At 61.0% G+C, this 23,815-nt stretch carries 32 protein-coding genes, 1 tRNA gene and 3 pseudogenes; 23 read left to right on the top strand and 13 right to left on the bottom strand.

Going from position 1 to position 23,815, the window contains the following annotated elements; all coding sequences use genetic code 11:
* Window positions 1-28 precede the first annotated feature (28 nt).
* The 5 genes from HJC04_RS08130 (at window position 29) to HJC04_RS08110 (ending at window position 3,450) form a co-directional block, all read left to right on the top strand.
* The gene (locus HJC04_RS08130) at window positions 29-823 is read left to right on the top strand and encodes an AraC family transcriptional regulator (protein ID WP_221145646.1); all 795 of its coding nucleotides are present in this window, start codon (window positions 29-31) and stop codon (window positions 821-823) included.
* Window positions 824-1,060: 237 nt separating this feature from the next.
* A complete protein-coding gene (locus HJC04_RS08125; protein ID WP_221145644.1) occupies window positions 1,061-1,951 on the top strand; it encodes a DMT family transporter in 891 nt (296 codons plus the stop codon).
* Window positions 1,952-1,953: 2 nt separating this feature from the next.
* A complete protein-coding gene (locus tag HJC04_RS08120) occupies window positions 1,954-2,652 on the top strand; it encodes a B3/4 domain-containing protein (RefSeq protein ID WP_221124044.1) in 699 nt (232 codons plus the stop codon).
* Between the two features lie 81 nt (window positions 2,653-2,733).
* Window positions 2,734-3,132, top strand: a complete 399-nt coding sequence (locus HJC04_RS08115; RefSeq protein ID WP_221145642.1) for a DUF427 domain-containing protein — start codon at window positions 2,734-2,736, stop codon at window positions 3,130-3,132.
* 87 nt (window positions 3,133-3,219) lie between these two features.
* Window positions 3,220-3,450 (top strand): DUF6894 family protein, encoded by a 231-nt coding sequence (locus tag HJC04_RS08110; RefSeq protein WP_221145640.1) that lies wholly within the window; start codon window positions 3,220-3,222, stop codon window positions 3,448-3,450.
* 216 nt (window positions 3,451-3,666) lie between these two features.
* On the opposite strand, the gene HJC04_RS08105 is transcribed toward HJC04_RS08110, so the two are convergent.
* Window positions 3,667-3,912, bottom strand: coding sequence for a DUF6894 family protein (locus HJC04_RS08105; RefSeq protein WP_085778853.1), 246 nt, complete (start codon window positions 3,910-3,912; stop codon window positions 3,667-3,669).
* A gap of 132 nt (window positions 3,913-4,044) precedes the next feature.
* Between HJC04_RS08105 and HJC04_RS08100 the strand changes: the two genes are divergently transcribed.
* The 5 genes from HJC04_RS08100 (at window position 4,045) to HJC04_RS08080 (ending at window position 7,109) form a co-directional block, all read left to right on the top strand.
* Window positions 4,045-4,764, top strand: coding sequence for a Crp/Fnr family transcriptional regulator (locus tag HJC04_RS08100; RefSeq protein WP_221145638.1), 720 nt, complete (start codon window positions 4,045-4,047; stop codon window positions 4,762-4,764).
* 66 nt (window positions 4,765-4,830) lie between these two features.
* Window positions 4,831-5,442 carry a DUF922 domain-containing Zn-dependent protease gene (locus tag HJC04_RS08095; RefSeq protein ID WP_259668818.1) on the top strand — a complete coding sequence of 204 codons (612 nt, stop codon included), beginning with the start codon at window positions 4,831-4,833 and terminating at the stop codon, window positions 5,440-5,442.
* Between the two features lie 114 nt (window positions 5,443-5,556).
* Window positions 5,557-5,979, top strand: coding sequence for a secondary thiamine-phosphate synthase enzyme YjbQ (locus HJC04_RS08090; RefSeq protein ID WP_221145634.1), 423 nt, complete (start codon window positions 5,557-5,559; stop codon window positions 5,977-5,979).
* A 308-nt stretch (window positions 5,980-6,287) separates the two neighbouring features.
* The gene (locus HJC04_RS08085) at window positions 6,288-6,593 is read left to right on the top strand and encodes a hypothetical protein (RefSeq protein ID WP_221145632.1); all 306 of its coding nucleotides are present in this window, start codon (window positions 6,288-6,290) and stop codon (window positions 6,591-6,593) included.
* Window positions 6,594-6,767: 174 nt separating this feature from the next.
* Window positions 6,768-7,109 carry a hypothetical protein gene (locus HJC04_RS08080; protein WP_221145630.1) on the top strand — a complete coding sequence of 114 codons (342 nt, stop codon included), beginning with the start codon at window positions 6,768-6,770 and terminating at the stop codon, window positions 7,107-7,109.
* Between the two features lie 300 nt (window positions 7,110-7,409).
* Here the strand turns inward: HJC04_RS08080 and HJC04_RS08075 are convergent, their stop codons facing one another.
* Together HJC04_RS08075 and HJC04_RS08070 are read right to left on the bottom strand one after the other, a co-directional pair.
* Window positions 7,410-8,147 (bottom strand): SIMPL domain-containing protein, encoded by a 738-nt coding sequence (locus HJC04_RS08075; RefSeq protein WP_221145628.1) that lies wholly within the window; start codon window positions 8,145-8,147, stop codon window positions 7,410-7,412.
* 261 nt (window positions 8,148-8,408) lie between these two features.
* Entirely contained in the window at window positions 8,409-8,582 is a 174-nt protein-coding gene (locus HJC04_RS08070; protein ID WP_210630546.1) for a hypothetical protein, read from the bottom strand.
* Between the two features lie 3 nt (window positions 8,583-8,585).
* Here HJC04_RS08070 and HJC04_RS08065 point away from each other — a divergent pair.
* Window positions 8,586-8,837: pseudogene (locus HJC04_RS08065) on the top strand (GNAT family N-acetyltransferase); the annotation flags it as partial.
* Window positions 8,838-8,870: 33 nt separating this feature from the next.
* Here HJC04_RS08065 and HJC04_RS08060 read toward each other — a convergent pair.
* Window positions 8,871-9,014 carry a hypothetical protein gene (locus HJC04_RS08060; RefSeq protein ID WP_168296739.1) on the bottom strand — a complete coding sequence of 48 codons (144 nt, stop codon included), beginning with the start codon at window positions 9,012-9,014 and terminating at the stop codon, window positions 8,871-8,873.
* Between the two features lie 250 nt (window positions 9,015-9,264).
* Here HJC04_RS08060 and HJC04_RS08055 point away from each other — a divergent pair, with 250 nt between their 5' ends.
* From HJC04_RS08055 to HJC04_RS08045, 3 genes are all read left to right on the top strand, one after another.
* The gene (locus HJC04_RS08055; RefSeq protein ID WP_085778846.1) at window positions 9,265-9,459 is read left to right on the top strand and encodes a hypothetical protein; all 195 of its coding nucleotides are present in this window, start codon (window positions 9,265-9,267) and stop codon (window positions 9,457-9,459) included.
* A gap of 139 nt (window positions 9,460-9,598) precedes the next feature.
* A complete protein-coding gene (locus HJC04_RS08050) occupies window positions 9,599-10,225 on the top strand; it encodes an outer membrane protein (RefSeq protein WP_210630547.1) in 627 nt (208 codons plus the stop codon).
* A gap of 532 nt (window positions 10,226-10,757) precedes the next feature.
* On the top strand, window positions 10,758-11,915 hold the full coding sequence (locus HJC04_RS08045) for a glycosyltransferase family A protein (RefSeq protein WP_221145626.1): 1,158 nt from the start codon (window positions 10,758-10,760) through the stop codon (window positions 11,913-11,915).
* Window positions 11,916-11,960: 45 nt separating this feature from the next.
* Here the strand turns inward: HJC04_RS08045 and HJC04_RS32080 are convergent.
* A pseudogene (locus HJC04_RS32080) lies at window positions 11,961-12,107 on the bottom strand (DUF1236 domain-containing protein); the annotation flags it as partial.
* Between the two features lie 12 nt (window positions 12,108-12,119).
* Window positions 12,120-12,195 (bottom strand) — tRNA-Ile (locus HJC04_RS08040).
* Window positions 12,196-12,390: 195 nt separating this feature from the next.
* On the opposite strand from HJC04_RS08040, the gene HJC04_RS08035 reads away from it, so the two are divergent.
* A complete protein-coding gene (locus tag HJC04_RS08035) occupies window positions 12,391-12,756 on the top strand; it encodes a response regulator (RefSeq protein ID WP_221145624.1) in 366 nt (121 codons plus the stop codon).
* A 131-nt stretch (window positions 12,757-12,887) separates the two neighbouring features.
* Here HJC04_RS08035 and HJC04_RS08030 read toward each other — a convergent pair whose 3' ends face one another.
* The 3 genes from HJC04_RS08030 to HJC04_RS08020 all read right to left on the bottom strand — a co-directional run bounded on the left by HJC04_RS08030 (window position 12,888) and on the right by HJC04_RS08020 (window position 14,677).
* Window positions 12,888-13,079, bottom strand: a complete 192-nt coding sequence (locus HJC04_RS08030) for a hypothetical protein (protein ID WP_020921840.1) — start codon at window positions 13,077-13,079, stop codon at window positions 12,888-12,890.
* On the bottom strand, window positions 13,076-13,741 hold the full coding sequence (locus HJC04_RS08025; RefSeq protein ID WP_210630550.1) for an acyl-homoserine-lactone synthase: 666 nt from the start codon (window positions 13,739-13,741) through the stop codon (window positions 13,076-13,078). Before HJC04_RS08025 ends, HJC04_RS08030 begins: the two co-directional genes overlap by 4 nt.
* A 210-nt stretch (window positions 13,742-13,951) precedes the next feature.
* A complete protein-coding gene (locus HJC04_RS08020) occupies window positions 13,952-14,677 on the bottom strand; it encodes a LuxR family transcriptional regulator (RefSeq protein ID WP_210630551.1) in 726 nt (241 codons plus the stop codon).
* A 122-nt stretch (window positions 14,678-14,799) separates the two neighbouring features.
* On the opposite strand from HJC04_RS08020, the gene HJC04_RS08015 reads away from it, so the two are divergent.
* The gene (locus HJC04_RS08015) at window positions 14,800-14,994 is read left to right on the top strand and encodes a hypothetical protein (RefSeq protein ID WP_221145622.1); all 195 of its coding nucleotides are present in this window, start codon (window positions 14,800-14,802) and stop codon (window positions 14,992-14,994) included.
* Between the two features lie 442 nt (window positions 14,995-15,436).
* On the opposite strand, the pseudogene HJC04_RS31655 reads toward HJC04_RS08015, so the two are convergent.
* The 3 genes and pseudogenes from HJC04_RS31655 to HJC04_RS08005 form a co-directional block, all read right to left on the bottom strand.
* Window positions 15,437-15,588, bottom strand: a pseudogene (locus HJC04_RS31655) (GIY-YIG nuclease family protein); the annotation flags it as partial.
* A gap of 209 nt (window positions 15,589-15,797) precedes the next feature.
* Window positions 15,798-16,037, bottom strand: coding sequence for a DUF2934 domain-containing protein (locus tag HJC04_RS08010; RefSeq protein WP_210630552.1), 240 nt, complete (start codon window positions 16,035-16,037; stop codon window positions 15,798-15,800).
* A gap of 25 nt (window positions 16,038-16,062) precedes the next feature.
* Window positions 16,063-16,269 (bottom strand): hypothetical protein, encoded by a 207-nt coding sequence (locus HJC04_RS08005; protein WP_210631590.1) that lies wholly within the window; start codon window positions 16,267-16,269, stop codon window positions 16,063-16,065.
* Window positions 16,270-16,622: 353 nt separating this feature from the next.
* Between HJC04_RS08005 and HJC04_RS08000 the strand changes: the two genes are divergently transcribed.
* A complete protein-coding gene (locus tag HJC04_RS08000; protein WP_038690240.1) occupies window positions 16,623-17,006 on the top strand; it encodes a hypothetical protein in 384 nt (127 codons plus the stop codon).
* A gap of 315 nt (window positions 17,007-17,321) precedes the next feature.
* Window positions 17,322-17,732, top strand: coding sequence for a DUF4174 domain-containing protein (locus HJC04_RS07995; RefSeq protein WP_210630553.1), 411 nt, complete (start codon window positions 17,322-17,324; stop codon window positions 17,730-17,732).
* A 28-nt stretch (window positions 17,733-17,760) separates the two neighbouring features.
* On the opposite strand, the gene HJC04_RS07990 is transcribed toward HJC04_RS07995, so the two are convergent.
* Window positions 17,761-18,471, bottom strand: a complete 711-nt coding sequence (locus HJC04_RS07990) for a GntR family transcriptional regulator (RefSeq protein WP_210630554.1) — start codon at window positions 18,469-18,471, stop codon at window positions 17,761-17,763.
* Between the two features lie 269 nt (window positions 18,472-18,740).
* Here HJC04_RS07990 and HJC04_RS07985 point away from each other — a divergent pair, with 269 nt between their 5' ends.
* The 5 genes from HJC04_RS07985 (at window position 18,741) to HJC04_RS07965 (ending at window position 23,812) form a co-directional block, all read left to right on the top strand.
* Complete coding sequence (locus HJC04_RS07985) at window positions 18,741-19,829, top strand: ABC transporter ATP-binding protein (protein ID WP_221145620.1); 1,089 nt, start codon at window positions 18,741-18,743, stop codon at window positions 19,827-19,829.
* Window positions 19,830-19,874: 45 nt separating this feature from the next.
* Entirely contained in the window at window positions 19,875-21,173 is a 1,299-nt protein-coding gene (locus tag HJC04_RS07980) for a PotD/PotF family extracellular solute-binding protein (RefSeq protein WP_221145618.1), read from the top strand.
* Window positions 21,174-21,329: 156 nt separating this feature from the next.
* Window positions 21,330-22,244, top strand: a complete 915-nt coding sequence (locus tag HJC04_RS07975; RefSeq protein WP_221122648.1) for an ABC transporter permease — start codon at window positions 21,330-21,332, stop codon at window positions 22,242-22,244.
* Window position 22,245: 1 nt separating this feature from the next.
* Window positions 22,246-23,067, top strand: a complete 822-nt coding sequence (locus tag HJC04_RS07970) for an ABC transporter permease (protein ID WP_210630558.1) — start codon at window positions 22,246-22,248, stop codon at window positions 23,065-23,067.
* A gap of 1 nt (window position 23,068) precedes the next feature.
* Window positions 23,069-23,812 (top strand): aspartate/glutamate racemase family protein, encoded by a 744-nt coding sequence (locus HJC04_RS07965; RefSeq protein ID WP_221145609.1) that lies wholly within the window; start codon window positions 23,069-23,071, stop codon window positions 23,810-23,812.
* The last annotated feature ends 3 nt before the right edge of the window (window positions 23,813-23,815 follow it).

Below are 23,815 nucleotides of genomic sequence, written 5' to 3'. Positions count from 1 at the left end.
TTGCCGGCATCGGACCTGCGGATGTCAAATGCCGAAAAACCAGTTCAGGATGCTGCGCTCGGCGCTTCCAGGCGTCGAAGCGGTGGAAGCCGAAACGCCTCACAGTTTCGCCAGGCACACGCATGAGCAGTTCGGCATCGGCCTCGTGTCATCGGGGGCGCAGAAATCGCTGAGCGGGCGCGGCGTGGTGGAGGCCGAGGCCGGCGATATCATCACCGTCAATCCGAACGAGGTGCATGACGGCGCGCCGCTCGGCGAGCGTCGGTCGTGGCGCATCCTCTATTTCAATCCCGAGATCGTCACCGGCCTCTCGCAAGAGATCGAGCCAGGGCGCTCGGAAATCCCGCATCCCGTCATTCGCGATGCGGCGGTCGCCGCCCGCTTCGAAACGCTGTTTCGCGCGGCGACCGCGAGTGCTGCCGACGGGCTGCTTTGCGAGGAACTGCTTCTTCAACTCGTCGCCGATGTCATGCGGGAAGGCGGCGACCGCGAGGAGAGGCCGCCGGTGCCGGCATCCATCCGCGCGGCGCGGGACCTGATCGATGACGATCCTCTTGCCGCCGTCTCGCTTGCCGATCTTTCCAGGGAAAGCGGCCTCAGCCGCTTCCAGGTGCTGCGCGGCTTCGCCAGGGCGACGGGACTGACGCCGCATGCCTACCTCGTGCAGGCCCGCATTCATATCGCCCGGCGGCTGATCGCACAGCGCACGCCGCTTGCGGAAGCCGCCTTTGCCAGCGGCTTTGCCGACCAGAGCCACATGACGCGTGTCTTCGTGCGCAAATACGGCCTGTCGCCGCGGCTTTACGCCGGCGCTTTTCTCTGAGCGGTGAGACCCAGCCACCGGCCGTCGTCCTTCGAGGTGCTTCGGCCTGCGCGCCTCAGAGGACTGGTCGTGGGTGCCGCGGCCCGCGACCTCACTCCAGCCTTATCCTGAGGTGCCCTGCAAGGGGCCTCGAAGGACGGGGCTGGCCACCTTGCTTTGGTTCGTACGCCTGCAATTTCGTTCAAGACCCCGACCGGTCGCTGCTGTTTCCTCGGCGCATCCAATCGGAGGCACAGAATGTCGAGACAGGTTCAAGGTTATTTCTATCTGGCGCTGGCCATGCTGACGGTCGGCAGCACTGTCATTGCGAGCAAGATCATCGCGTCAGGACTGCCGCCCTTCACCGCCACCGGCTTGCGCTTCGCCTTCGCTCTTCCCGTCTTTTTCCTGCTGATGCGGGCAAGCGGTGCGCGGTTGCCGAAGCTCTCCGGGCATGACCGTCTCATTCTCGTCATTCAGGCCGGCGCCGGCAGTGTCGGGTATACGACGCTGCTGATATCGGGTCTCAGCCTGACCTCGGCCGCCGATGCCGGCGTCATTATCGGCACGCTGCCGGTGGTCTCGGCGGCGGTTTCGATCCTGCTGCTGCGCGAACGGCCGGGTCGCGCCCTGCTGCTGGCGGTCGCGCTGGCAAGCGCCGGCCTGTTTTCGATCGCCTTCACGCCGGGGGCGACCGGCGGCTCGCTTGCCGGCAATCTGCTGATTTTCCTCGCGGTCATCTGCGAGGGCTTGTTCATTCTCTTGAACAAGCGGCTGACGGCCGAGATCCCGCCCGTTGCCCAGTCGATGCTGATGACCGGCATCGGCTTCGTCGTCTCGATCGTTCCGGCGATTTTCGAGGCGCCCCTTCATGGGTTTTCCGGAAGCGCTGCCGCTGCCGTCGTCTATTACGCCCTGGTGCCGACCGTCGGCGGCTTCCTGCTGTGGTATGCAGGGGCAGAGAGGGTGAGCGGCATGGAAGCCGCGCTCTTCACCGCGCTTGCGCCCGTTTCGGCCGTCATGCTCGCTTTCGTCATTCTCGGCGAGCAGGTCGGCTTCAGCCAGATTGCCGGCATCGCCTGCGTGCTGGCGGCCGTGTTCGGGCTCGCCTTTGTAGGAAACCACAGGAAATTCATCGAAGGAAAATGATCATGCAGTTCAGCCATTCCAACGCGATATGGCAGGCTTTTCCGCAGCTTCGCGCCGGAGCGCTTTATGCCGAAGGCATTCATGCGTCGGCAGACGTCGAAGAGGCGGTCGCAAGTTTCAGCGCGATTGCCGATGCTCGCCTCGCTGAAGCCCAGGAAAGCGAGTTCCCGGAGATCCAGGCCTGGCGGCGCGGCTTTTCCCGCATGGGCTTGAAGCCGACGCAGTATCGCTCGGCCTCCGAGGCGCTGCTGCGCCGCTTCCGTCAGGAGCGCGCGCTGCCGCGCCTTCATCCGCTCGTCGATCTCTGCAACGCGATTTCACTCGCCTTTGCCATTCCTGTCGCCGTCTTCGACACGGAAAAAATTGTCGGCGATCTGCAGGTGCGGCACGCAACGGGACATGAGACCTATCTCACTTTCGGCGGTCAAAGCGAACATCCGGAGCCTGACGAAGTGATCTTCGCGGATAGCGAAGGCAGAGCGCATGCGCGCCGCTGGACGAACCGGCAGAGCGGGCTTTCGGCGGTGCGGGCGAGGACGCGCTCGGTGCTGGTCGTCGCCGAGGCGCTGCACGCCGGCGCCGGCGAGGAAAGCGCCAGGCTGGTTGCGACGCTCGCGGATGCGCTCGCGCGTCACTGGTCGGTGACAGTGGCGACCGCCGCCCTCAGCCACGCATCACCGCGTTTCGAATTCCAGGCATGAGGGGAGGAAAGGTCAGGGGCTTGGGCCGGCGGCATGCGCGCCCTATCTCAGGGGCATCGCCATCTTCTGGAGACGAACCCGATGTTGGACAAGTCGATCAAGATTCCGGGGCCGGACCATCCGATCACCGTTGAGCACAATCCCTGCCGCGTTGTCATCACCGTCGGCGGCCGGACGATTGCCGATAGCCGCAACGCGCTGACGCTGCGCGAGGCTTCCTATCCGCCGGTCCACTATATTCCGCGCAGGGATATCGACATGTCGCTGCTTCAGCGCACCGATCACGCCACACATTGCCCCTACAAGGGCGATGCCTCCTATTATAGCATTGCTCTGGGTGGCGAACGCTCCGAGAACGCGGTGTGGACCTACGAAGCCCCGCATGCCGCCGTCAGCAACATCAAGGACCATCTCGCCTTTTATCCCGACCGTGTCGACGCAATCGAGGAATTGGCTTCGCCCGAGGCCGGCGCCTTCTGAGGATTGCCGGACGGCGGGCGCTGAAAATCGTTCGGGCGGAACCTGTCGCCTCCAGCATCGTTAGGGGCATCATCGAAGGAGCATGCCGTGCCGAAATTCCACTTCCAGCTCTTCGATCGCGATGGTGTCGGCACCGAGACCGGATACGAATTCGAATCCGTCGAGGCTGCCAAGGCAGAGGCGCGAAGGGTCCTCGCGGAAATGGCAGCCGAAGGCCTGCCGACTGCGCCTTTGAACATGCTTTCGGTCGAACTTTTCGACGAAAGCCGCAAACCGCTTGCCGAAATTCGGCTGATTCTGGAAGAGATCTCGAAATAGAAGCGATCGGAATTCGACAGGAGGAATGGCTGTCGACGCCTCCCGGGCAATCGCGGAACTATGTCAAATTTAATTGCCGCCTGCCGGCGCGGGGTCTTAATGCATGTCGCACGGAAGTGTGCGGATGACGACATGCATGAAAGCAAGGAGCTAGAGCGCATCTATCGACCGAGTCGATGTGATGCCTATAGGGGACCCGGCGGCAACCAGAGGCCGTCATCGGATGACGTCGAGCCATTCATTGCTGAAGACGAGACTGGCGACTGTGACAGGATCGCCGCGCTCGTCGCGGACCGTGACGGCAATCGTCATGCGGTCACCTGCGGGCAACTCGTCTCGGGCCACGTCCAGCAGGATGCGGGTCACCTCTTTGGGGATGTCTTCACGAGATTTGAGCTCGGTGCCGTGCTCGTCGCGGGTCGGACCTTCCCCGTTATGTAGATCGAAATAGTAGCGAGCCATGTTCTTTCCTGCGCGTCAGAGAAGAAATAACCAATGAAGACAATTGTTCCCGAGGCTAGACGTTGATTTTTATAGAAAATACAGGTCGCACCGAGAGGGTCCCGAGCCATCGCGATAGCGGGAGACAGGACCGTGATTGAGTCCCTGTTGCTGAACCTTGGAAGCCGTGATGTGCTGTCGAGCGAAGAGGAAAACCTTCTTCGGTCGATCCTCGTCAAGGACAGGCAATTCGCCGTCGGAGAAGATCTCGTTTCCCAAGGCAGCCGGCCGCCCTTCAGCACGCTGCTGCTCGATGGGTTCGCCGCGCGCTACAAGGTGATGGCGGACGGCAGCCGGCAGATCACCGCTCTTCATGTTGCCGGCGACTTTGTTGACCTTCATGCTTTTCCCGTCAAGGTAATGGATCATGGCATCGTTGCGCTCTCACCCTGCCACGTCGCCTTGGCCGATCATGCCGACTTGAGGGCGATCACCGAGCGCATGCCGCATTTGACGCGGCTGCTTTGGCTCGACACGCTGGTCGATGGCGCTATTCACCGGGAATGGATCGTCGCCATGGGGCGGCGCTCCAAACGCGCCCAGATCGCCCATCTCGTCTGCGAACTCTTCCTGCGGCTGAAGGTCGTCAGGCGGACCCAGGGCGAAAGCTTTCAGTTTCCGCTGACGCAGATCGAGATGGCTGACGTGCTCGGCATATCGGTGGTCCACCTCAACAAGACGCTGCAGGCGCTCAGGCGCGAGGGCGTCTTCACCTGGGAGAACCGAACGATCACCATCGTCGATTGGGAACGTCTGCAGGAGATCGCCGAATTCGACCCCGCCTATCTCAGCATCTCCCGGGAGCCGCGCTGATATCACCGGCAGCGCATGCGCGTTGAAAGGGAGGAACGGCGCCGTTAGGCTGGCGGAAATCACTTGATGGGGCGGTGCGTGACGAAGACTTTTCTACCCTACGTATTGGCGGCGGTTTTCGCGGCGGGACCGGCTGCGGCGCAGACCGAATGGCAGGCGGTCGAGGAGGTGCGGCCTTATTCGATTTCAGGCAAGACCGGCGCCGAACTGTATGAATCGATCGGGGCACAGGGCCCCAAGGCCGGCGATACCGGCAGGGTCATTGCGCATACGACGTTCAAGCTTACCTGGACCCGCAAATACGAGCCGCAGGGCAATGCCTGCGTCATCGTCACCAACCGGCCGAAGCTCATCATCACCTACACGCTGCCGAAGCCTTCAGCCGCGCTGCCGGCAGACGTCAAGAGCAGCTGGGATGGCTTCATTTCAGGCGTTGCCGCACATGAGCGGGTGCATGGCGAAACCATCAAGGACATGGTTAGGGAAATCGAGGCGATGAGCGTCGGCCTCACGGTCGCCGACGATCCGGATTGCCAGAAGATCAGGGTCGAGCTGACGCGGCGGCTCGGCGAGATTTCCGCAAGGCAGCGCCAGCGCGGCCGCGACTTCGACAAGGTCGAAATGGGCGACGGCGGCAATATCCAGCAGCTCATTCTCAAGCTGGTAAATGGACCCTGAGAGGGTGGCGGGCATGGATCCCCACACGAGCATGCGCCTGCCCCATGAGGCCATTGACTTGGCAGTCATGGCGCGCCAACTCGCGGGGATGTCATTGCGAGACGGAGAGCGCCCGTGCCCCAGACAATCCTCACCCTGTCCACACGCGGCCAGGGACTTTACGAATTCACCAATCAGGCGGGGGCCTTCGTCAGCGCCTCGGGACGGGAGGAGGGGCTTCTCACCGTCTTCGTGCGCCACACATCCTGTTCGCTGCTGATCCAGGAAAATGCCGATCCCGACGTGCGCAGCGACCTTCTCGCCTTCTTCCGCCGCCTCGTACCGCCGACCTCGGATCCGTCGATGGGCTGGGTCCTGCACAGGGCCGAGGGGCCGGACGACATGCCGGCGCACATCAAGGCGGCGCTGACGCAGGTGTCGATCGGCATTCCCGTCGCCAGGGGGCGTCTGACGCTCGGCATCTGGCAGGGCCTCTATCTCTTCGAACATCGCGACCAGCCGCACCGGCGCGAAATCGTGCTGCATCTCGGGAGCTGAGAGCGCCCCGCGCCCTCGCCGAGGCTATGGCATATCGATCAACCCACCAGCCACACGGCATACCGATCAGCCCTCATCCTGAGACGCCGAGGCCATAGGCCGCAGCATCGAAGGACGGGGGGCGGATGATGAACGGTCTCCCACGGACGGGCGATCATGCGAATCCGAAAGGAGAGCCGTCGAAAACCGCTCATCTTCTTGTGAATGCAAACTGAATGACCGGTTTGAACAGCATTCAGCTTGCCGCGTTTAGTGTCGAGGCAATCCCTGAAGGGAGAGCTTAAAAGACCAATCGACGGAGACACTCCATGACGCATTTCCTCGCCAAGGCTTGCCTTGCCGCAGTGCTCGCCCTCTCATCCATTCCGGCCACTGTTTCCACGGCGGCAGCCGCGGGGCCGCAGACGAACTTCATCGTCGAGGCGCAATATTATCGTCCAATCCGCGGCTGCTCGCCGATGCACGCCGTGAACAAGGCGCGCGATTTCGGCTTGCGCCGAGCCCATATCACCCGCATGTCGCCACGTGTCGTCGTCGTCGCCGGGCGCGACCGGCGCGGCTGGGACAGGATGGTCTTCGCCAATGTTCGCGGTTGCCCGCTGATCCGGCGCTGACGATGATGCGGCAGGCACCGACGGCGCTTGCCGCCCCTTTTGCCTTGACGGCGGCACTTTCAGCCGTCTCTTCTCAGGTTTGTCTAAGTGATTCCACTGACGCTTCGGCGTGATGCGGAGAGTGGGGAAAGCGGCTCGACCGCAACCGACTATAGAACGAAAGGTTTTTCGACGATGCAGTTTCTGGCAAAGGCGGGCCTTGCCGCCATGCTGATCGCCGGCACACTTGCCGGCACGGTGGTCCCGGCGGCCGCCCAGTTTAGTATCATTATCGGCGATCAGGATCGTGATCCGCCGCGCGATTATCGCCGTCCGCCTCCGCCGCCGGGCTTCGGCCGGCGCCCGCGCGGCTGCGACCCGCGTCTGGCGGAAGATCTCGCCCGCGATTGGGGTTTCCGCCGCGCGCGCGTCGTCGACATCACCCCGCGCCGCGTCATCGTCCAGGGCTGGACCCGCCGTGGCCCCGATGAAATGAGCTTCGCCAACGTCCGCGGCTGCCCCGCTTTGCGCCGCTGATCGTCCAGCGCCCGTCTCGCTGAACCGGCACGGGCGGTTTCTTTGTGAGATTCCAAAGCCGCGCGCCTGGAAGGACGTGCGGCTTTCAGTTTAATGGCAGGAGCTCCCTTTCCTGGGGCCTTGTGCCGCGGCTGTCCTGCCGATGAAAATAACGAGAGCAGCCCCTCATCCGCCTGCCGGCACCTTCTCCGCGCTCTGGCGGGAGAGAGGGTTAGGGTGAGGCGCAGCAGTCGGCGCTCGCAGGCGACGCCAGCAGTCAGCATGCCGCGCGCCTCTAAAAAAGACGCGCGGCGCTTCCGTTTACTGCTCGATGGCGAAGGTCACGGTGACGCTGACAGTGTAATTGTTCTCGCCGCCCTGGACGGGAACGGCAGCGTCGGCTTCCTTCATCATCGTGGCGCGATAAGCGGGCTGCGGCAGCGGACGCGGCTCATTCTCGTTGATTTCGATGATACGGCCGAGCTTGACGCCGGCGGCTTCGCTCAGCGTTTTCGCCTTCTTGACGGCTTCGGCGACGGCGTTCTTGCGCGCCTCTTCGAGCGCCGCCTCCGGCTTGTCGTTGGTGAACTGGATGTCGCCGCCCTGGTTGATGCCGAGGGTAACGGATTGGTCGATCACCTGGCCGAGCTTGGAAAGGTCGCGCAGGCGCACGGTAACCGAGTTGATCGTCTGGTAGCCGATCAGCTGCGGCTGCTGCTGCTGGCCGTCGACCGGCTGCGGATAATTGAACTGCGGCTGGATGGAGAAGCCTGAGGTCTGCAGATCGCGCTCGGCGATTCCGCCGTCCTTCAGCGCCTTCAGCACGTCGTTCATCGCCTTGTTGTTCTCATCGAGCGCTTCACGGGCGGTCTTCGCCTGCTTGACGACGGCGAGGTTGACGACCGCCATGTCCGGCGCCAAGGACGATTCGCCATCGCCAGTCACCGAAATCACCGCCTCACGCGGCTTTGCCTCCTGCGCCAATACAGGCGCGGCGCTGCCGAGCGGCAGAGCAAGAAGGGCAGTCATCACAAGTGTCTTGGAAAAAATCGGCGCCATGTTTCATTCCCTAGTTGTCGTTTCCCGATGAGCTTTCTGTCGGTTGATTGTGAAGCTATTGCGGCGGAAGGGAGGAGCGGTGGCGGAACGGGAGAAAAATGTGAGGGTGCGGGAGGAGAGGGGTGCTGCCCCGGCCCCGCTAGGGTCTCGCCCCGTCATTAGGTTCCTCATGGGGAGGTTGGTTGGGGTGAAGGTCCCCTCCTTCTCATCCCTCATTCCTGACGAGCACAGGAATGAGGGAGGTTGAGGGTGACGCGCTGATCAATCGCCGATGGCTCGGCTTTCCGGCTCCGAAGCAACCTTCGGGCCGATGATTGGCGCAACACCGTTGAAGAACGGCATGACGATCTGCCGACATATGGCGCCCGCCTCCAGGACCGAGACCGGCACGAACTTTGTGGGCCTGGTCGGCAGTTCCACGATTTCTGAGGACAATCGGCGGTTCTCTTCATCGGCAATCTATGGGTCACGCAATCTGAACGGCCCAACGGCATCGGCACGAAGCTGATGGCGGCGGCGGAGGAGGGGCGCCGCCGCGCCGCAGTCGTGGCCTGCGTCGACACGCTCTCGACCCAGGCGCCGAGCTTCTATCCGAAGCTCGGCTATATCGAATTCGGCAGGATTGGCGGCTACGCCGAAGGCCGGCCGATCGACAGAATCTGGTTCAGGAAGGAGTTATCCGCCGCTTGAAAAGATTGGTCAGCGGCGGCTTTGCGCCGCGCGTCAGGCGCCGAAATCATCCATGAAGGAGGGATGAATCGCGGGCTTGCGCTCTTCGCGCGCTTCGCGAATGCGCTGGGGAACCGCACCGAGACCGGCGACAAAACGGGTCAGGAGGTTGCGGTTGAAAAGTTTCTGTAGGCTCATGGCAGTTCACTCATTCTTTTTTTTTGTTAGCTGGCGGCATATATTTTGCGCAGGCTGCCTTAACAACGGGCAATTTTGCATGACAGTTATGTGACAGCGCATAGTCTTGAAAAGATGGGCTGAAAGGCGATCACTTTAGCGTGACAAGAACCTACCGGAGGCAGTCGATTGCCGCAGATCAATGCTCTCTGCACCGCGGCGTGTAAATTGTACGGCTTGGGTTGAAGCCATGCCCGAAGGAGAAGCTCAGATGAACCGATTTTTCGCATTGATCGCGACCGGAACGCTGATCAGCCTTGCCACGCTCATTTCGGCCTGCACATCATCAGGATACATCGACCAGACTTCGTCGATCGACGGCGGTTACTACTACGAGAGTCAGCCGCTCAATCCGGCCTGCGGTGGTGGGTTCAGGCCAAGCGATGGGCGTTCATGCAGTTATTAGAGGGTGCGCTACTTGCCATGACCGCTTCGGCGGATATGTTCTCTACCGTGCAGTTATGCGAGTGTGTCTTTGGCGTTACAGCTATTTGTTGAACTAGGCTGTACCCTCCAGTTGTGTTGCAAGACATGGGGTCACGAACATGAAGCTCACGATCGCCACAACTTTTCTAGCACTTGCCGCAACGACCGCCTTTGCAGCGGATGCCGTGCAGGATGTCCCGACCGCACCTGTTGCGGCTGCGCCAGTTTTCACCTGGTCGGGCCCGTATCTCGGAATCGATGGCGGCGCCAGTTGGCTAAACGGTGACTTCAGCGCCGGCGGCGCCAGCGATTCCCAGGATTTCAACGGTGGCGTCTTCGGTGCATTTGCGGGTTACAATTTCCAGTTCGACAACAACATCGTAGTCGGCATCGAGGGCAACCTCGAATACAACTGGAACGAAGAGGAAGCGCTGGGGGCGGATGTCGGCACCGATTGGGCCGGTGCAGTTCGTGGTCGTGTCGGCTACGCCTTTGACAGAGCGCTGCTTTATGGCGCGGCCGGTTGGACCGCTGCGCGTGGATACGTTGACCTGCCGGGATTCGATAAGGAAACGGAGACCTTCAACGGCTACACTGTCGGCGCTGGCGTCGACTTTGCCATCACCAACAACATCTTCGCCCGTGGCGAGTATCGGTATAATGACTTCGGCGAGAAAGACATTCTCGGCGTTGATGTCGACCTCAACCAGCACGAACTCAAGTTCGGAATCGGTGTAAAATTCTAAGGACTGCCGTTGGATCAGCCGTAGGAGAGTCCCGCCAAGCTTAATCTCGGCCACAGGCTTCCGCGCAGTCCAATTTGCTCAGATATTCACCCGGCGTCACTTGGCGAGGTTGCCGCCCTCATTCGCGCTGCAGAGGAAGCGGAATTCCTGTGATTGCTATCGTCCACTGACGGGATGCCTGGCGTGACGTGGCGCCATGCCGGCGTCGCGGAGCGCTTCGGTCCAAACTGATCAAACCTCATCGCAACGCAAACGGGAGGGAGGGGTTAGCACTTCCTTTCAGATAATCTTCTTCCGGATGGCTGGCATACCTATCCCTTCTACGAAAGTAGAGGGGGCTACGTCAGACCAAAGTCCGTTGCGCCCGCAGATCAAAGTTGGAGAGTAGGCGTTTAAGGCGATCGTCTAAAGATGTCGGCGGCTGAGATTTTCCCGCTTCCGAAGTGAATGTAGAAGAACGCCGGAAATCAATAATGCAGTTCCTTCATCCGTACGAAAGTATCTTTGTCGTTGACGTGGCGAGAGATCTGCAATGCTGTCATGTACAGAGGAGGATCGACGAGGGACCACTAATTCTGACCAGACCTTGGTCTCTGTGGTCATCCCGGCCTTCAACGCTTCCACCTATATTGAGCGCACGCTTCGGTCCGCCCTGCGCCAGACCTACACTGTCCTGGAGATTATTGTCGTCAACGACGGCTCCACAGACGACACGGCAAAACTCGTCGCGCAGATAGCGATGTCGGATTCGCGGATCCGCCTCCTGTCCACGCCTAACCGCGGTGTCGCGGCCGCAAGGAATACGGGCATCGAGGCATCATCAGGTCGATTTGTGGCATTCCTCGACGCCGACGATCTCTGGCACCGGACGAAAATCGAAAAACAGGTGAACGCTCTCAACCGGTTGTCCTCGCGGTGGGCTGCGGTCTACGCGCAGCATTGCCTCATCAACGAGGACGACGAAATTATTCGCCCTGGCACTTCCCATGTCGCAAGAGGATATATCTATGCCCGGCATCTGTCTTTTAAGTACGTGGGCAATGGAAGCGCGCTTCTCGTCCGGCGAAACGTTGCGCTTGAGATTGGTGGATTTGATAGCTCATATGCAGCAACGGGTATCGGAGGCTGCGAAGACCTTGATTTCGAGCTCAGGCTCGCGGCACGCTACTGCATCGAAGTCGTTCCCGAGCAGCTGGTGGGATACCGACAGCATCCCGGCAGCATGTCTTCCAATCACCTGCGAATGGGCAAAGGTGCTCTGGAAGTCGTCAGGCGTTCGCTGGCCGCAAATCCGCACCTCCCCCGATACGTGGTTCGAAGTGCAATCGACGCCACGCAAAAATTTGCGTTCTGGGAATTCCGACAAGATCGGAGAACATATCTGTCACTCGTGACCATTGGAGTGATTTTACGAATCGACCCCTGTTACGTGGTTCGGCTCGTGCTAAAGAAGGGTCTGCGCGGGATACAGCACTGTCTTCGTCTCCGGACGAGCACCGCAGGCGGTGAAGATCCACCGCGAAGGAACAGGTCGAAATTCGACGAACAAATTGTCCCTTCGTTTCTTGAATGCACAAAGGAGACGCCGCGGTTAAGACGTCACCTGACGCGGCTGACCGCGGTGGATGTAATTCTGAATCAACTGTTTGCCCCGAGCGAACGGAGCCTGACGCGGACGAAGGTGGAATGATAGAGGAATCGCGGGCCTTGGAACCGGGCCCGCGATGCTTTCAGCTTATTGGATGACCTCGATCACCGCGCGGGCCTTCGGATTGACGAGCACACGACAACATAGCCGTAATCAGGTTGATCTGGGATTGTGGATCTCGACTGTGTCAGGAAGGGTCGTTCCGACTGCAACGTCACCTTCAAGCGTGACAGCGAACTAGAAAAATGGTGGGCCCGGAGGGACTCGAACCCCCAACCAAGCGGTTATGAGCCGCCGGCTCTAACCATTGAGCTACAGGCCCTCAGCGTCGGATGTCCGACGCCTGGTTGCCGGGGCAATGGTTCCCACGGCATCGGTTCGCTCTAGCTCATATTGCAGGGAGCCACAAGCGGGCAGGGCAACATCTGTGGATGATGCATATTTCATGGGCAGAGGAACCTTCGCATGGCGGATACACTTATTCGAATCATATTTCGCACGGAAAGGGCGATTGCAGATGACTTCGAACAGTGCCGTGGTGCTCATCGTGGAGGATGAGCCGCTGATCCGGTTCAATATCCTCGATGTGCTGGAGGACGTCGGTCATGTGGCGCTGGAGGCGGCGAATGCGGATGAGGCGCTGGTGGTGCTGAAGGGGCGGCAGGATATCGATATCCTGTTCACTGACGTCAACATGGCCGGTTCGATGGATGGCATCCAGCTTGCCAAGCGGGTGAGGGCGATGCGGCCGAATATCGGCATCATTATCACCTCCGGCATGGTGCGGCTCGATCCGATGGCGCTGCCCGCCAATACCGCCTTCCTGCCCAAGCCCTATCTGCACGACACGCTGATTGCGACGATCGATTCCCTGATGGCATAAATGTCCTCCCCGATGAGGTGACGACCTCGGCTAACCGGGGCGCGCGGCCGCAAAACGGGGACAGGTTTTGCGGCCGCGCGAGGCGCTGCGAGGCGAGCCCCTCTTCAGGCGCGGCGGAGGGGACCGCACCCTCAGCCGAAGCTGCTCTTCAGCGCCTCATTCTCATGCTGAGCCTTCTTTTCGTAGATTGTGAACAGCGCCATCGAAAGCAGATAGGAGAGGAACGGATCCCCTATCTGCGTGGCGATGTCGCGGGATGCGAGGACATGGCGCTCCAGGGCGGAGATGTCTTTCGGTGTTGCGGTTTCAACGAGGCGTTTCATGCTGCCATCTCCAGGAATTGCGTCACGACCGAGCGGGCCGGAACATGTCTGACATAAAGGGGTAGGGTCAGGCCGAGGGCGGCGCGCATCTTGCGCAGCACGCGGTCCGACACTTCGAAGGCGCCGCAGCAGACGGGATACTTGCCGTAGCCGTCGGCGCGGCCGAGTTCTTCCACTTCGGCGCCTGCGCGTTTGTAGACGCGCTTGAGATAGGGTTCGTAGTTGGAAATCATCGTATGGATGCCGTGGTCGAGCGCGCATTCGCAAAGCGCCAGCAGCATCATCGAGAAGGCGCGCCCGGCATCGATATTGGGGAAATCCTTGGCGATCGCCTCCTCGTCGATGCACATGCGCGTGCCTTCCCAGATGCCCGGGGCGACGAGATCGGCGGCAGCTGGAAAGGTCTCACGGAAGACGTCGTAGAGAAGCGTCGGACCGGTCGTCGGCATCAGCCGCATGCCGCCATAAAGGCGGGTGCGGCTGTCGTTGCACCAGACGAGGTAGGCCGGTGAAAGCGAATCGTAGCTGTCGCGTTCGTAAGGGCCGATGACAGGAACGTCCCAGCCGAGCTGGTCGGCGAAGACCTTCTTTCGCAGGCGGAACATCTGCTCGAGTACGGCGGCGTGTTTCTGATACTCATGTGCCTGAATGATAACGAACATTTTGCCCTCCAGCGTTTGCAGTTCGTGGAGAGCACAATGGTTCAGGCGGGCCGGATCGGAAATTCCCTCAGATGGGCCCCCTCAGATGGGGGGATTAGCCCAAAAGTATCAGGATTGGGTGGCAACGGGCAAAGACGAGGCGCGGCCGGGAAGGATCGCGATCCTCCGGCTGTTGAATCAACACGTATTTTCGGAAATCGATTCCGATTCTCAGGGATTGATGATGCGCAATTGCACGGCCCGCGAGGCCGCGGCCGAAATCGTGGCGCAGCCGAGCTTGAAGCGGGCAGTTTTCAGGTAGTCGCGCGTCGTGTGCTCCGATATGCCCAATATGACCGAGATATCCTTGTAATCCTTGCCGAGCGCCGTCCAGTGCAGGCACTCGATCTCGCGCGGCGACAATGTCGGCACCGGATCGTTCTCGCCATGCAGCTCATAAACGGCCTTGCGGTGGATCAGATGGGCGATCTCAATCCATTCATTGCGGCAGCGGCGCACGAGCTCGGCCCAGTCGTCGGCCGGAATGCGGGCGTTCAGCGACAGGAGCGCGCGGCGCTGCGCCTTGTCGGCGACGGGAATGGAATAGCCGTTGCCGCCGATGCCGTGCTTCTGGGCGTCGACCAGCATGGCATAGGCTTCCGGCGTCGGCTCGACCTCGCTCCAATCGAAGGGCAGCTGGCGCTCGAAGCCCTGCTTGACGATCGGATCGACCTTCACATAGCTGTTCAAGAGGTAGCGGGAGACCCAGGCATCCGGATAGGTGGTGCGCACGAAGGGGGAATCGATCTTGCTCGCGATCGTCTGGGCGAGATGGTAAGTCACGAAATCGAGGCCATATTCCGCCTGGAGAATACGGATGGCGGCATCCACATTGGTTGCGGCCTTGATCTGTTCGAAAGCGGGTTCGAACTTGTCGCTGTAGGTATTCTCGATCATTTCCGTTGTCCCAGTTCCCTCAATCCTACCGTGAGGACCGTCATAAATACAAGGCATCCCCACATATGCGGGGAATGACAATCCGGCCGCCGCCTGCTAGCGCCTTCATGAGGAGACCTCATATGGACAGCAAGAGACCGTTCGAGATTGCCGAATGCCGACAGGCCGCCGAAGGCCTGAAATCCAGCTGGCAGGACATGGCAGGTTCCGAAGCGTTGATCCGCGCCCTTGTTGCCGAGCGCAACGGCGACACCCCGCTGGCACTGTTCTGGACCGAGGTCCACCGGGCACTTTGCCAGGAAAACAACGCCTTCTGACATGGCCCGCCCCGGCGGGCGGCGTGAGGCTTCCCCGACATGAGAGGCTCGGCCGGGCATCAATCAGCGCCGCGGCCGGATGGAACCACGCTTCGCGCATGCGCAGTTTTTCATCCCCGTTCCGTTTCCGATTTTGCGAGGAGAGTGTCGAGGGGCAATGTCGGGGGCGGGTGAAAGAAAAACCCGTACTCCGTGGATTTGTGCCAATATGCTTGACGAAGTGTTTCAAGCGGAAACAGCGGCGTTCGGGGAAGGAGGTTGGACTGTGCCATTTATTGACGCTCCGCCGTGCGCCGTTCTCCGGTGAGCCAAACCGCGCCCTCTATCCGCCCTCGGCTGAGGCACCGCATCCCTCTCTCCGCCATCCGTGAGGCAAGCTGCCCCTCTCTCCGCCCTCATCCTTGTCCGTTGCCGTTGGTGTATAAACGGGTTGCGCGACGGGGATACGGTCATAGGTTTCGGTAAAGACGAGGTCGACCGGGAGGCGCTTGGCAGTGTAGCCGGCATGGGTCCCGGCATTGTGCTCCACACGCGTGCCTCGATCTCCTGCTTGGTCAGCCCGGTATAATGGGAGCCGTCGCTGCAGTGTAGGATACAGACGGTGACTTCCCTGGCGGCAGGCTAGCATGGCGAGCGCAGCGCGCCGGCGCCAGGGTGCTCCCGCGCCGGTGAGGCAAGCCGCACCCTATCTCCGCCCATATCCTGATGTGCCCCGTCGCGGCTCGAAGAGCGAGGGCATCGGCATCCGGGGATGCAGTGCAATTGAACGGCGCCGTGCAAAATCTCGCGGCTGGCCGCTGGGGTCAACCGGCCTTGGCCGGCGGGGTGAGCCAGCCGTCGCGCGGCAGTTCCGGCCGTGGCGGCTTCGGGCGAAACTTCACCAGCACTTCACGTCCGTCGACGGAGGCCTGGGTGCGTTCCAGCGCGTCCCGCTCGGCGACCGCCTGGCGCCAATGTTCGCTATCCCGGCCGTCAGGGCGGCCCTGTTCCTCCCAGATCGCATAGGCCCGCTTGCTAATCCATTCGTGGCGTCTGTCGCTCATCCGTCGGTTCCGTCCGTGAAAGGCGTTATTCGGCAATTCTGTCCGGCAGAACAGGCGCGCGGCGCTTGGCTGCCATCAGCAAATCGAGTTCGATCGAGGAAGGCCCGAAACGGGTAAACAGGCTCTCGGCCTGGTCGCTGCGCAGGCCATATTTTGAGGCGAATTCATCAAGGCTGTAAGGACGGCCGCGCAGGACTCTGGCCCGCCGCTCCGGTTCACGGATTTGCGTCATTGCTGGTAACCCCATCTGCTTTTGCGAAGTGCGCGAACAAAACAGATTACAGCCGCAAAAGTTCCGTGATTTTTCAGGGTTTTTTCCGCCTCCCGCACCATGCTCACGCGGCTGGCATGGATTTTCATGAACGCGGCGTACTGAGAAAATTTCGCCTAAAACATGCAGGAATTTCATGCGTTTAGGAAAACGGGTGCCACCTCGGCCGAGAAATGGGCTTTATTCACGAAAGGTTACTCTATAGAATCAATCGTGTTATTCGGTCCGCAGGGGCAAAAAAGACGCTGTGTTCCCCGCGTTCATGCCGACCGATCCAGGAGGATTTTGGCTTAATCCATCAAGAGGAGACAGACATGATGAATGCCCTGCCGCCACTTCATAACGGCCACGCGCCGTTTACCCTCCAGCAGCTGTTTCGCGAAGCACTTTACGCCTTCGAGGAGTGGGACAGCGAATTGACCGAACCGATCGTGACCCATGAAGGAAGGGTCATCCCGATAAGCTTCGTTTTCGAAGCCATGCGCGAATGCACCGATATCGTGCCGATGAATATCGTCGGCGCCGTCACCGAGCGGCTGACCAAGCCGTGGGAGGGCGAAGGTCCGCTCGACCAGATGACCTTCTCGACGGCGGCACGCGTCATGCGCGTGCTGGTGCGCAAACGCCTCCTTGCGAACGGCACAGCGGACCTCGTGGCCGTCTCGGCGCATGCGGCCGAGGACCAGAGCCGCGATTGACGGGAAAGAAATCGCGGCCAAAGCATGTCGCGCAAAAGTGTGCTGCGGTTTTGCGATAAGGACATGCGTCAAACAAAGACCTAAAGCGCAAGAAGCGAATCTGAAAGATCGCGTTGCGCTTTAGGAGCTGCGATCCTTTTCCGCTTCGTCGGAACCTCCCCCAATTCCAGCCGTTTACTGCATGATCCCAGTTCGTATCGGATTTGGGAATTATTCAGTTATTCAGCGCGTTACAGCGTTCTTGCTCGTCTTGAAATACGCGGCCGCTGGAATGCGCAGTCACAGCCCGTGAGATGACGGGCGAGGAATAGCACCATGCTGAGATCCATCGTTCATGAAATCATCGGCACACCGCGACGTGAGCCGGAACTCCCGCAATCGCTCGAGCAGTTTCGAGGCAGCAAACGGGTGCTGATCATCTTCGCCGATGCGCAGGACGACCGCCCAGCAATCCAGGACGAATGGTTGCGGAACGCACAGATGCGCCTCATCGAGGAAGACGTCGAAGTTTTCATCATCGCCGGCGGCGGCGCCTTCTCGCTGTTCGACGATGCTTGGGAGCTTGATGCGGACGATATTCGCGAGCGGCTGCAGGGACCGCCTTACAGCGAGTTCGGGCTGATCCTGATCGGGCGTGACGGCTCGGTGAAGCTGCGTTCGGGCGAGCCGCGCACGGTGGAAGAAATTTTCGCCGCGCTGGACAAGCTGCCGAAGAAGGCGTCGTGATAGCTGCGGGCGACGTGCGCCCACCCGTTCAGAGTTCGAAGGCTTCCTTGAGACCGAGGCTCTTGCGTTCGCGCAGGTCAAGATCGGACTCGATATGGGCGATGTGATGCAGCATCAGCCGACAGGCGCGGTCGAGTTCGTTGCCTTCGATCGCCGAGATGATGTCGCCATGTTCGGAATGGCCGCAACTGGAAGCGGTCGACTGGCCGTAGAGCGCGATGACGAGGGATGAGCGGGCGACGAGCTCCTCCATGAAACGCTGCATGATGGCGTTGCCCGAAATTTCCGCCAGCATCAGGTGGAAATCGCCGGATGCCTTGATCTCGGCGCGCCGCGCCGTCTGGCCGCGCTCGTTCATCAGGCGGCCTTCTTCCTGCAAAAGCTCTCGCAGATTCCTGATGTCATCGGGGGTGATCCGAGCCGCCGCCTCGCGCAATATGCCGGGCTCGACGAGGCGCCGGGCGGAAAAGATCTGCCGCGCCTCATCAGGGGAGGGATAGGCGACGAAGGCGCCGCGGTTCTTTTCGACGCTGACGAGGCCCTCATAGGAAAGCGCCTGCAGCGCCGCGCGGGCAAGTGTGCGGCTGACGTTGAAAAGTTTGCCGACATCGCCTTCGGAAAGCTTGGTGCCGGGGGAAAGCCTGCGCTCGACGATTGCCTCGCGAATGGCGTCGCGGATCTGGTGCGCGCCGGTTTCGGCGACTTCTTCGGCCTGGATGGCCTTGGCGGCGGATTTCATGAAGACTATTCCCTGATGGCGGGCAAACCATACCCGGCTTCGCGGCAAAAGTTAAACGGAATTTGTCATCGAAACGCCGGTTAAATTGTATACGATTTTCTGCGTAAATTGCAGACAATAGCCTAAATGATGTGCAGACGATGCGGTGCCCATAAAATGTGCCTGCACGGTCTCGAGTATTAAAATCCTTTCCTGTTAATAGGTTAGTCGAGGTTGGATGCGATTGGCACGGCAGATGCATCGTCTTTCCCGAACAAGGGGAAGGCATGATGTCGAAAGCGGCAGAGATCGATATAGTATCCGTTTCGAAGGTTTACGGAACGACGACGGCCGTGCATGGGATCAGCCTGAAGATTCCGGCCGGTTCCTATTGCTGCTTCCTCGGCCCGTCGGGCTGCGGCAAGACCTCGACGCTGCGAATGATCGCCGGCCATGAGAGCATTTCTTCGGGCGACATCAGGCTTGGCAAAACAGTCGTCACCGATCTTCCGCCAGCCAGGCGCGGCACGGCGATGATGTTCCAGTCCTACGCGCTTTTCCCGCATCTTGACCTGGTCGACAATGTCGCTTTCAGCCTCAAGATGAAGGGCGTCGACAAGCCTCAGCGGCGGGCCAAGGCGCTCGAGATGCTGAAGTTGATGCAGATGGAGCCCTATGCCAACCGGCGTCCGGCTCAGCTTTCCGGCGGCCAGCAGCAGCGTGTGGCGCTGGCCCGCGCCTTGATTACCGATCCGGAGGCGCTGTTGCTCGACGAGCCGCTGTCGGCGCTCGATCCGTTCCTGAAGATCCGCATGCGCGCCGAACTGAAGAAGCTGCAGAAGTCGCTCGGCATCACCTTCGTCCACGTCACCCACAGCCAGGAAGAGGCGATGGCGCTCGCCGACGTCATCGTCATCATGAATGACGGCCGGATCGAGCAGGCGGCGGCACCCCGCGAGGTTTTCGAGAAGCCGGCAACCGCCTTCGTCGCCCGCTTCATGGGTGATCACAACGTCTTGTCCGGCCGGGTGACGTCGAGCGGGGACGGCATGCTCGTCATGACCGTGCCGGAGGGGCAGAGCTTTTCCGTGCGGGGCGAGGGCAGGGAAGTCGGCGAGTCGGTCGATATCGGCATCCGCACCGATCGCGTGCGCCTGCAGGTGGCGACTGAGTGGACACTCGGCTTCAACGGCATCGTCGCTAACGTCGAATATCGCGGCTCCTCGGTGAAGATCACCGTTCTCGGCGCCGGCAGCGACGACTTCACCGTCATATCTGACGATAGCGACTATTTCGCCCGCCCGGTCGCCGTCGGTGACGCGGTCTCACTCAGCTGGGAACGTGAGGATGCGGTGCTTCTCGGCCGCGCCTCTGCATGAGCATTCAAAAACATCAACTTCCACATCAAGAAAAGGGGAACTGACATGACGACTGAAACGACATCGACCAAGGCGGAAAAGGGTCTTTCCCGCCGCACGCTCTTGAAGACGGGTGCTGCCGCCGTCGGCGCCATCGCCGGCTCCGGAGCTATCTCCGGCTTTCCCACCATCTGGGCGAAGACGAACATCACGCTTCGCCAGTTCGGCACCGGCGTTTCCAACATCAATGCCATCGCTGAAAAGTGCAAAGCCGACCTCGGCATCACGCTGGAGATGACGGCGACTGATTCCGACGCCGCGGCCCAGCGTGCCGTCACCCAGCCCGACAGCTACGATATCGCCGACATCGAATACTGGATCGCCAAGAAGGTGTTTCCAACAGGCGTGCTGCAGCCGATGGACGTCAAGAAGCTCAAATATTACGACAAGATCGTGCCGCTGTTCATCAACGGCAAGCTGAAGCCGGACAGCGTCATCGCCCAGGGCACTGCGCCACATACGGTCGGCTTCGTCGAGGCGCAGGGCGCCAAAAAGTTCGCCAAGGAGCCGACGCAGTGGATGACGATGGTTCCCACCATCTACAATGCCGACACGCTCGGCATCCGCCCCGATCTCGTCGGCCGAGACATTACCAGCTGGGCCGACATCATGGATCCGAAGTTCAAGGGCAAGACTTCGATCCTCAACATCCCGTCGATCGGCATCATGGATGCGGCGATGATCATGGAAGCCATGGGCAACATCAAATATGCCGACAAGGGCAACATGACCAAGGAGGAGATCGACAAGACGATCGAATTCCTGATCAAGGCCAAAGGCGACGGCCAGTTCCGCGCCTTCTGGAAGAGCTTCGACGAGTCGGTCAACCTCATGGCCTCGGGCGAAGTCGTCATCCAGTCGATGTGGTCGCCGGCCGTCGCCGCCGTCCGCTCCAAGGGCATCGCCTGCAAGTATCAGCCGCTCAAGGAAGGTTACCGCGCCTGGGGCGGCGGCCTCGGCCTCGCCTCGCATCTCAAGGGGGCACAACTCGATGCGGCGTACGAATATATCAACTGGTATACGTCGGGCTGGGTCGGTGGCTACCTCAACCGCCAGGGCTACTATTCTGCCTGCATGGAGACGGCCAAGAACTTCATGACGGCAGACGAATGGGGTTACTGGATCGAAGGCAAGCCGGCACAGGGCGATATCCTCTCGCCCGAAAGCAAGGTCATGGAGAAGGCCGGCGCTGTGCGCGACGGCGGCTCCTTCGAAGCCCGCATGGGCGCGGTCGCCTGCTGGAACTCGGTCATGGACGAAGACCGCTACATGGTCCGCCGCTGGAACGAGTTCATCGCGGCGTAAGCGGTTGCCGCTTTCCCCTCCCCAACCCTCCGCACAAGGGGAGGGAGTCCGGAGGTGGCGCGGCACAGAAACTCCCTCCCCCTTGTGGGGAGGGTTGGGGAGGGGTCTTTCGAGCCCTCCCATGCGGATGATGAATGACTTCCGAAAGGGCAAGGAATGGCGACGATCGTTTCAGAGCAGACGGATCAGGCTTCGCGGCCGGCGAACCGCCATACCTTCCGCCTCTCCCCCTCGGCCATCTCCTATCTCCAGGCGACGCCGCTCATCGCCATCCTCGGTTTCTTCTTCCTGCTACCGATCGCAATGATCGCTGTCGTCAGCTTCTGGGACTACGACTTCGCCGGCCTCTATCCCGCTTTCCTCACCATGAACTACACCGACACGCTCGGTTCATGGGTGACGTGGAAGACCTATCTCAACACGCTGAAATTCACCGCCATCGTCTGGGCGCTGACGCTGGTCATCGGCTTCTGGGTCGCCTATTTCCTGGCCTTCCACATCCGCAAGACCTCGACGCAGATGATCCTCTTCCTCGTCTGCACGGTGCCGTTCATGACCTCGAACATCATCCGCATGATCTCCTGGATCCCGGTGCTCGGGCGCAATGGCCTGGTCAATTCGGCGCTGATCAAGATGGGCATCGTTCCGCAGCCGATCGAATGGCTGCTCTATTCCGATTTCGCCGTCGTGCTCGCCATGGTGCATCTCTATACGCTGTTCATGGTGACGCCGATCTTCAACACGCTGATGCGTATCGACCGGTCGCTGTTCGAGGCGGCCCGCGATGCCGGCGCCTCCGGCTGGCAGGTGCTCTGGAACGTGGTCATTCCGCTTGCCAAGCCCGGCATGGCGATCGGCACGATCTTCGTGGTCACGTTGGTGATGGCCGACTTCTCGACGGTGCAGGTGATGTCCGGCGGCCAGAGCGCCTCGGTGGCGCTGATGATGAAGAACCAGATGTCGTTGCTGCAATATCCGGCCGCCGCCGCCAATGCCGTGGTGCTGCTTGCGGTGGTGCTCATGATGGTCGCCGCCATCCTGCGTGTCGTCGATATCCGCAAGGAGCTTTGAGATGAACCACGAAAAACGCGGCCTCGAATTCTATCTGCTGGCGACCTTCTTCGTCCTCTTCGTGCTGTTCCTCTACGGCCCGCTCTCGGCGATCCTCATCCTCTCCTTCCAGGGACCGGACGGCGGCCTGACCTTCCCGATGAACGGGATTTCCACCCATTGGTTCTTCAACCTGTTCGAAAAGCAGGCGGTCGGCGATTTCGGCGCCTCGTTCCGTCGCTCCTTCACCCTCGGGCTGATGGTGATGGTGGTAACCGTCGTCGTGTCGCTGCTGGCCGGCCTTGCCTTCCGCCGCCGTTTCCGCGGATCGACGGCGCTGTTCTACGCCACGGTCGCAAGCCTCGTCGTGCCGTCGATCATCATTTCGCTCGGCATCGGCGTCGTCTTTCAGGAGGGCGGTCTCAAGCCCGCATGGTATTCCTCGGCCTTCGGGGCGCATCTGACCTGGACGCTGCCCTTCGGCGTGCTGATCATGTTTGCCGTCTTCAACCGTTTCTCGCCCGCTTACGAGGAAGCGGCCCGCGATCTTGGCGCCACCTCCTGGCAGACGTTCCGGCATGTCGTGCTGCCGATGATCGCCCCGAGCCTGATCGGCGTCGGGCTGTTCGGCTTCACGCTTTCCTATGACGAATTCGCGCGCACATTGATGACGTCGGGCAGCTACAATACGCTGCCGCTCGAAATCTACGGCATGACGACCAATGTCACGACGCCGGTGCTCTATGCACTCGGCACGGTGACGACGCTGTTTTCCTTCACCATCATTCTCATTGCGCTCGGCATCATGACGATGCTGGGGCGGCGGCAGGCAAAGATAGACTGATATGCGCATCCTCATCGTCAATCCGAATACCACGGCCTCCATGACCGAGAAGGCTGCGGCCGCCGCGCGGGTGGTCGCAGCATCCGGCACCGAGATCATCGCCGCGACATCCACCATGGGGCCGGTCTCCATCGAGGGGCATTACGATGGGGCGCTGGCGATCCCCGGCCTGCTTTCCGAACTCCACGCCCGGCAGGCGGCGGGCTACGATGCAGCCGTCATCGCCTGCTTCGACGACACCGGGCTCGACGCGGCACGGAGCTTCGCCGATGTGCCGATCCTCGGGCTTTGCGAATCCGCCGTGTTCACGGCGGGCTTCCTGGCGCAGCGCTTTACCGTGGTGACGACGCTGGAGCGGTCGCGGGTGCTGATCGACAATCTGGTGCGCCGCTACGGCATGGGCGAGCGCGCCAAGGTGCGCGCCTCCGACATCCCGGTACTGGAGTTGGAAAATGCGGCCTCGGGCGCGATCGGCAAGCTGAAGGCCGAGATCGAGCGGGCGCTTGCCGAAGACGGCGCCGAGGCGATCGTGCTTGGCTGTGCCGGCATGACGGATCTGGCCAGGCAATTGCAGGAGATTTACGGCGTGCCCGTCGTCGACGGAGTGGCGGCCGCCGTCAAGCAGGCCGAGGCGCTGGTGTCGCTCGGGCTTTCCACCAGCAAGCGCGGCTCCTACGCCTCGCCGCTGCCGAAACCCTTTATGGGCGCGATGAGCGGTTTCTCGCCGGCCCCGGAAATCGGCTAACCC

It is taken from the genome of Rhizobium sp. NLR8a, from assembly GCF_019685235.1.
Classification (GTDB): domain Bacteria; phylum Pseudomonadota; class Alphaproteobacteria; order Rhizobiales; family Rhizobiaceae; genus Rhizobium.
Note: the sequence above shows the minus strand (reverse complement) of the source record. Positions and strands in the feature narration are given on the sequence as shown.

Coding starts and splice junctions, on each gene's coding strand:
- HJC04_RS08130 (WP_221145646.1), top strand. CDS start 29: ATGCCGAAAAACCAGTTCAGGATGCTGCGCTCGGCGCTTCCAGGCGTC.
- HJC04_RS08125 (WP_221145644.1), top strand. CDS start 1,061: ATGTCGAGACAGGTTCAAGGTTATTTCTATCTGGCGCTGGCCATGCTG.
- HJC04_RS08120 (WP_221124044.1), top strand. CDS start 1,954: ATGCAGTTCAGCCATTCCAACGCGATATGGCAGGCTTTTCCGCAGCTT.
- HJC04_RS08115 (WP_221145642.1), top strand. CDS start 2,734: ATGTTGGACAAGTCGATCAAGATTCCGGGGCCGGACCATCCGATCACC.
- HJC04_RS08105 (WP_085778853.1), bottom strand. CDS start 3,912: ATGGCTCGCTACTATTTCGATCTACATAACGGGGAAGGTCCGACCCGC.
- HJC04_RS08095 (WP_259668818.1), top strand. CDS start 4,831: ATGGGGCGGTGCGTGACGAAGACTTTTCTACCCTACGTATTGGCGGCG.
- HJC04_RS08085 (WP_221145632.1), top strand. CDS start 6,288: ATGACGCATTTCCTCGCCAAGGCTTGCCTTGCCGCAGTGCTCGCCCTC.
- HJC04_RS08080 (WP_221145630.1), top strand. CDS start 6,768: ATGCAGTTTCTGGCAAAGGCGGGCCTTGCCGCCATGCTGATCGCCGGC.
- HJC04_RS08075 (WP_221145628.1), bottom strand. CDS start 8,147: ATGGCGCCGATTTTTTCCAAGACACTTGTGATGACTGCCCTTCTTGCT.
- HJC04_RS08060 (WP_168296739.1), bottom strand. CDS start 9,014: ATGAGCCTACAGAAACTTTTCAACCGCAACCTCCTGACCCGTTTTGTC.
- HJC04_RS08055 (WP_085778846.1), top strand. CDS start 9,265: ATGAACCGATTTTTCGCATTGATCGCGACCGGAACGCTGATCAGCCTT.
- HJC04_RS08050 (WP_210630547.1), top strand. CDS start 9,599: ATGAAGCTCACGATCGCCACAACTTTTCTAGCACTTGCCGCAACGACC.
- HJC04_RS08045 (WP_221145626.1), top strand. CDS start 10,758: ATGCTGTCATGTACAGAGGAGGATCGACGAGGGACCACTAATTCTGAC.
- HJC04_RS08035 (WP_221145624.1), top strand. CDS start 12,391: ATGACTTCGAACAGTGCCGTGGTGCTCATCGTGGAGGATGAGCCGCTG.
- HJC04_RS08030 (WP_020921840.1), bottom strand. CDS start 13,079: ATGAAACGCCTCGTTGAAACCGCAACACCGAAAGACATCTCCGCCCTG.
- HJC04_RS08025 (WP_210630550.1), bottom strand. CDS start 13,741: ATGTTCGTTATCATTCAGGCACATGAGTATCAGAAACACGCCGCCGTA.
- HJC04_RS08020 (WP_210630551.1), bottom strand. CDS start 14,677: ATGATCGAGAATACCTACAGCGACAAGTTCGAACCCGCTTTCGAACAG.
- HJC04_RS08015 (WP_221145622.1), top strand. CDS start 14,800: ATGGACAGCAAGAGACCGTTCGAGATTGCCGAATGCCGACAGGCCGCC.
- HJC04_RS08010 (WP_210630552.1), bottom strand. CDS start 16,037: ATGAGCGACAGACGCCACGAATGGATTAGCAAGCGGGCCTATGCGATC.
- HJC04_RS08005 (WP_210631590.1), bottom strand. CDS start 16,269: ATGACGCAAATCCGTGAACCGGAGCGGCGGGCCAGAGTCCTGCGCGGC.
- HJC04_RS08000 (WP_038690240.1), top strand. CDS start 16,623: ATGATGAATGCCCTGCCGCCACTTCATAACGGCCACGCGCCGTTTACC.
- HJC04_RS07995 (WP_210630553.1), top strand. CDS start 17,322: ATGCTGAGATCCATCGTTCATGAAATCATCGGCACACCGCGACGTGAG.
- HJC04_RS07990 (WP_210630554.1), bottom strand. CDS start 18,471: ATGAAATCCGCCGCCAAGGCCATCCAGGCCGAAGAAGTCGCCGAAACC.
- HJC04_RS07985 (WP_221145620.1), top strand. CDS start 18,741: ATGTCGAAAGCGGCAGAGATCGATATAGTATCCGTTTCGAAGGTTTAC.
- HJC04_RS07980 (WP_221145618.1), top strand. CDS start 19,875: ATGACGACTGAAACGACATCGACCAAGGCGGAAAAGGGTCTTTCCCGC.
- HJC04_RS07975 (WP_221122648.1), top strand. CDS start 21,330: ATGGCGACGATCGTTTCAGAGCAGACGGATCAGGCTTCGCGGCCGGCG.
- HJC04_RS07970 (WP_210630558.1), top strand. CDS start 22,246: ATGAACCACGAAAAACGCGGCCTCGAATTCTATCTGCTGGCGACCTTC.
- HJC04_RS07965 (WP_221145609.1), top strand. CDS start 23,069: ATGCGCATCCTCATCGTCAATCCGAATACCACGGCCTCCATGACCGAG.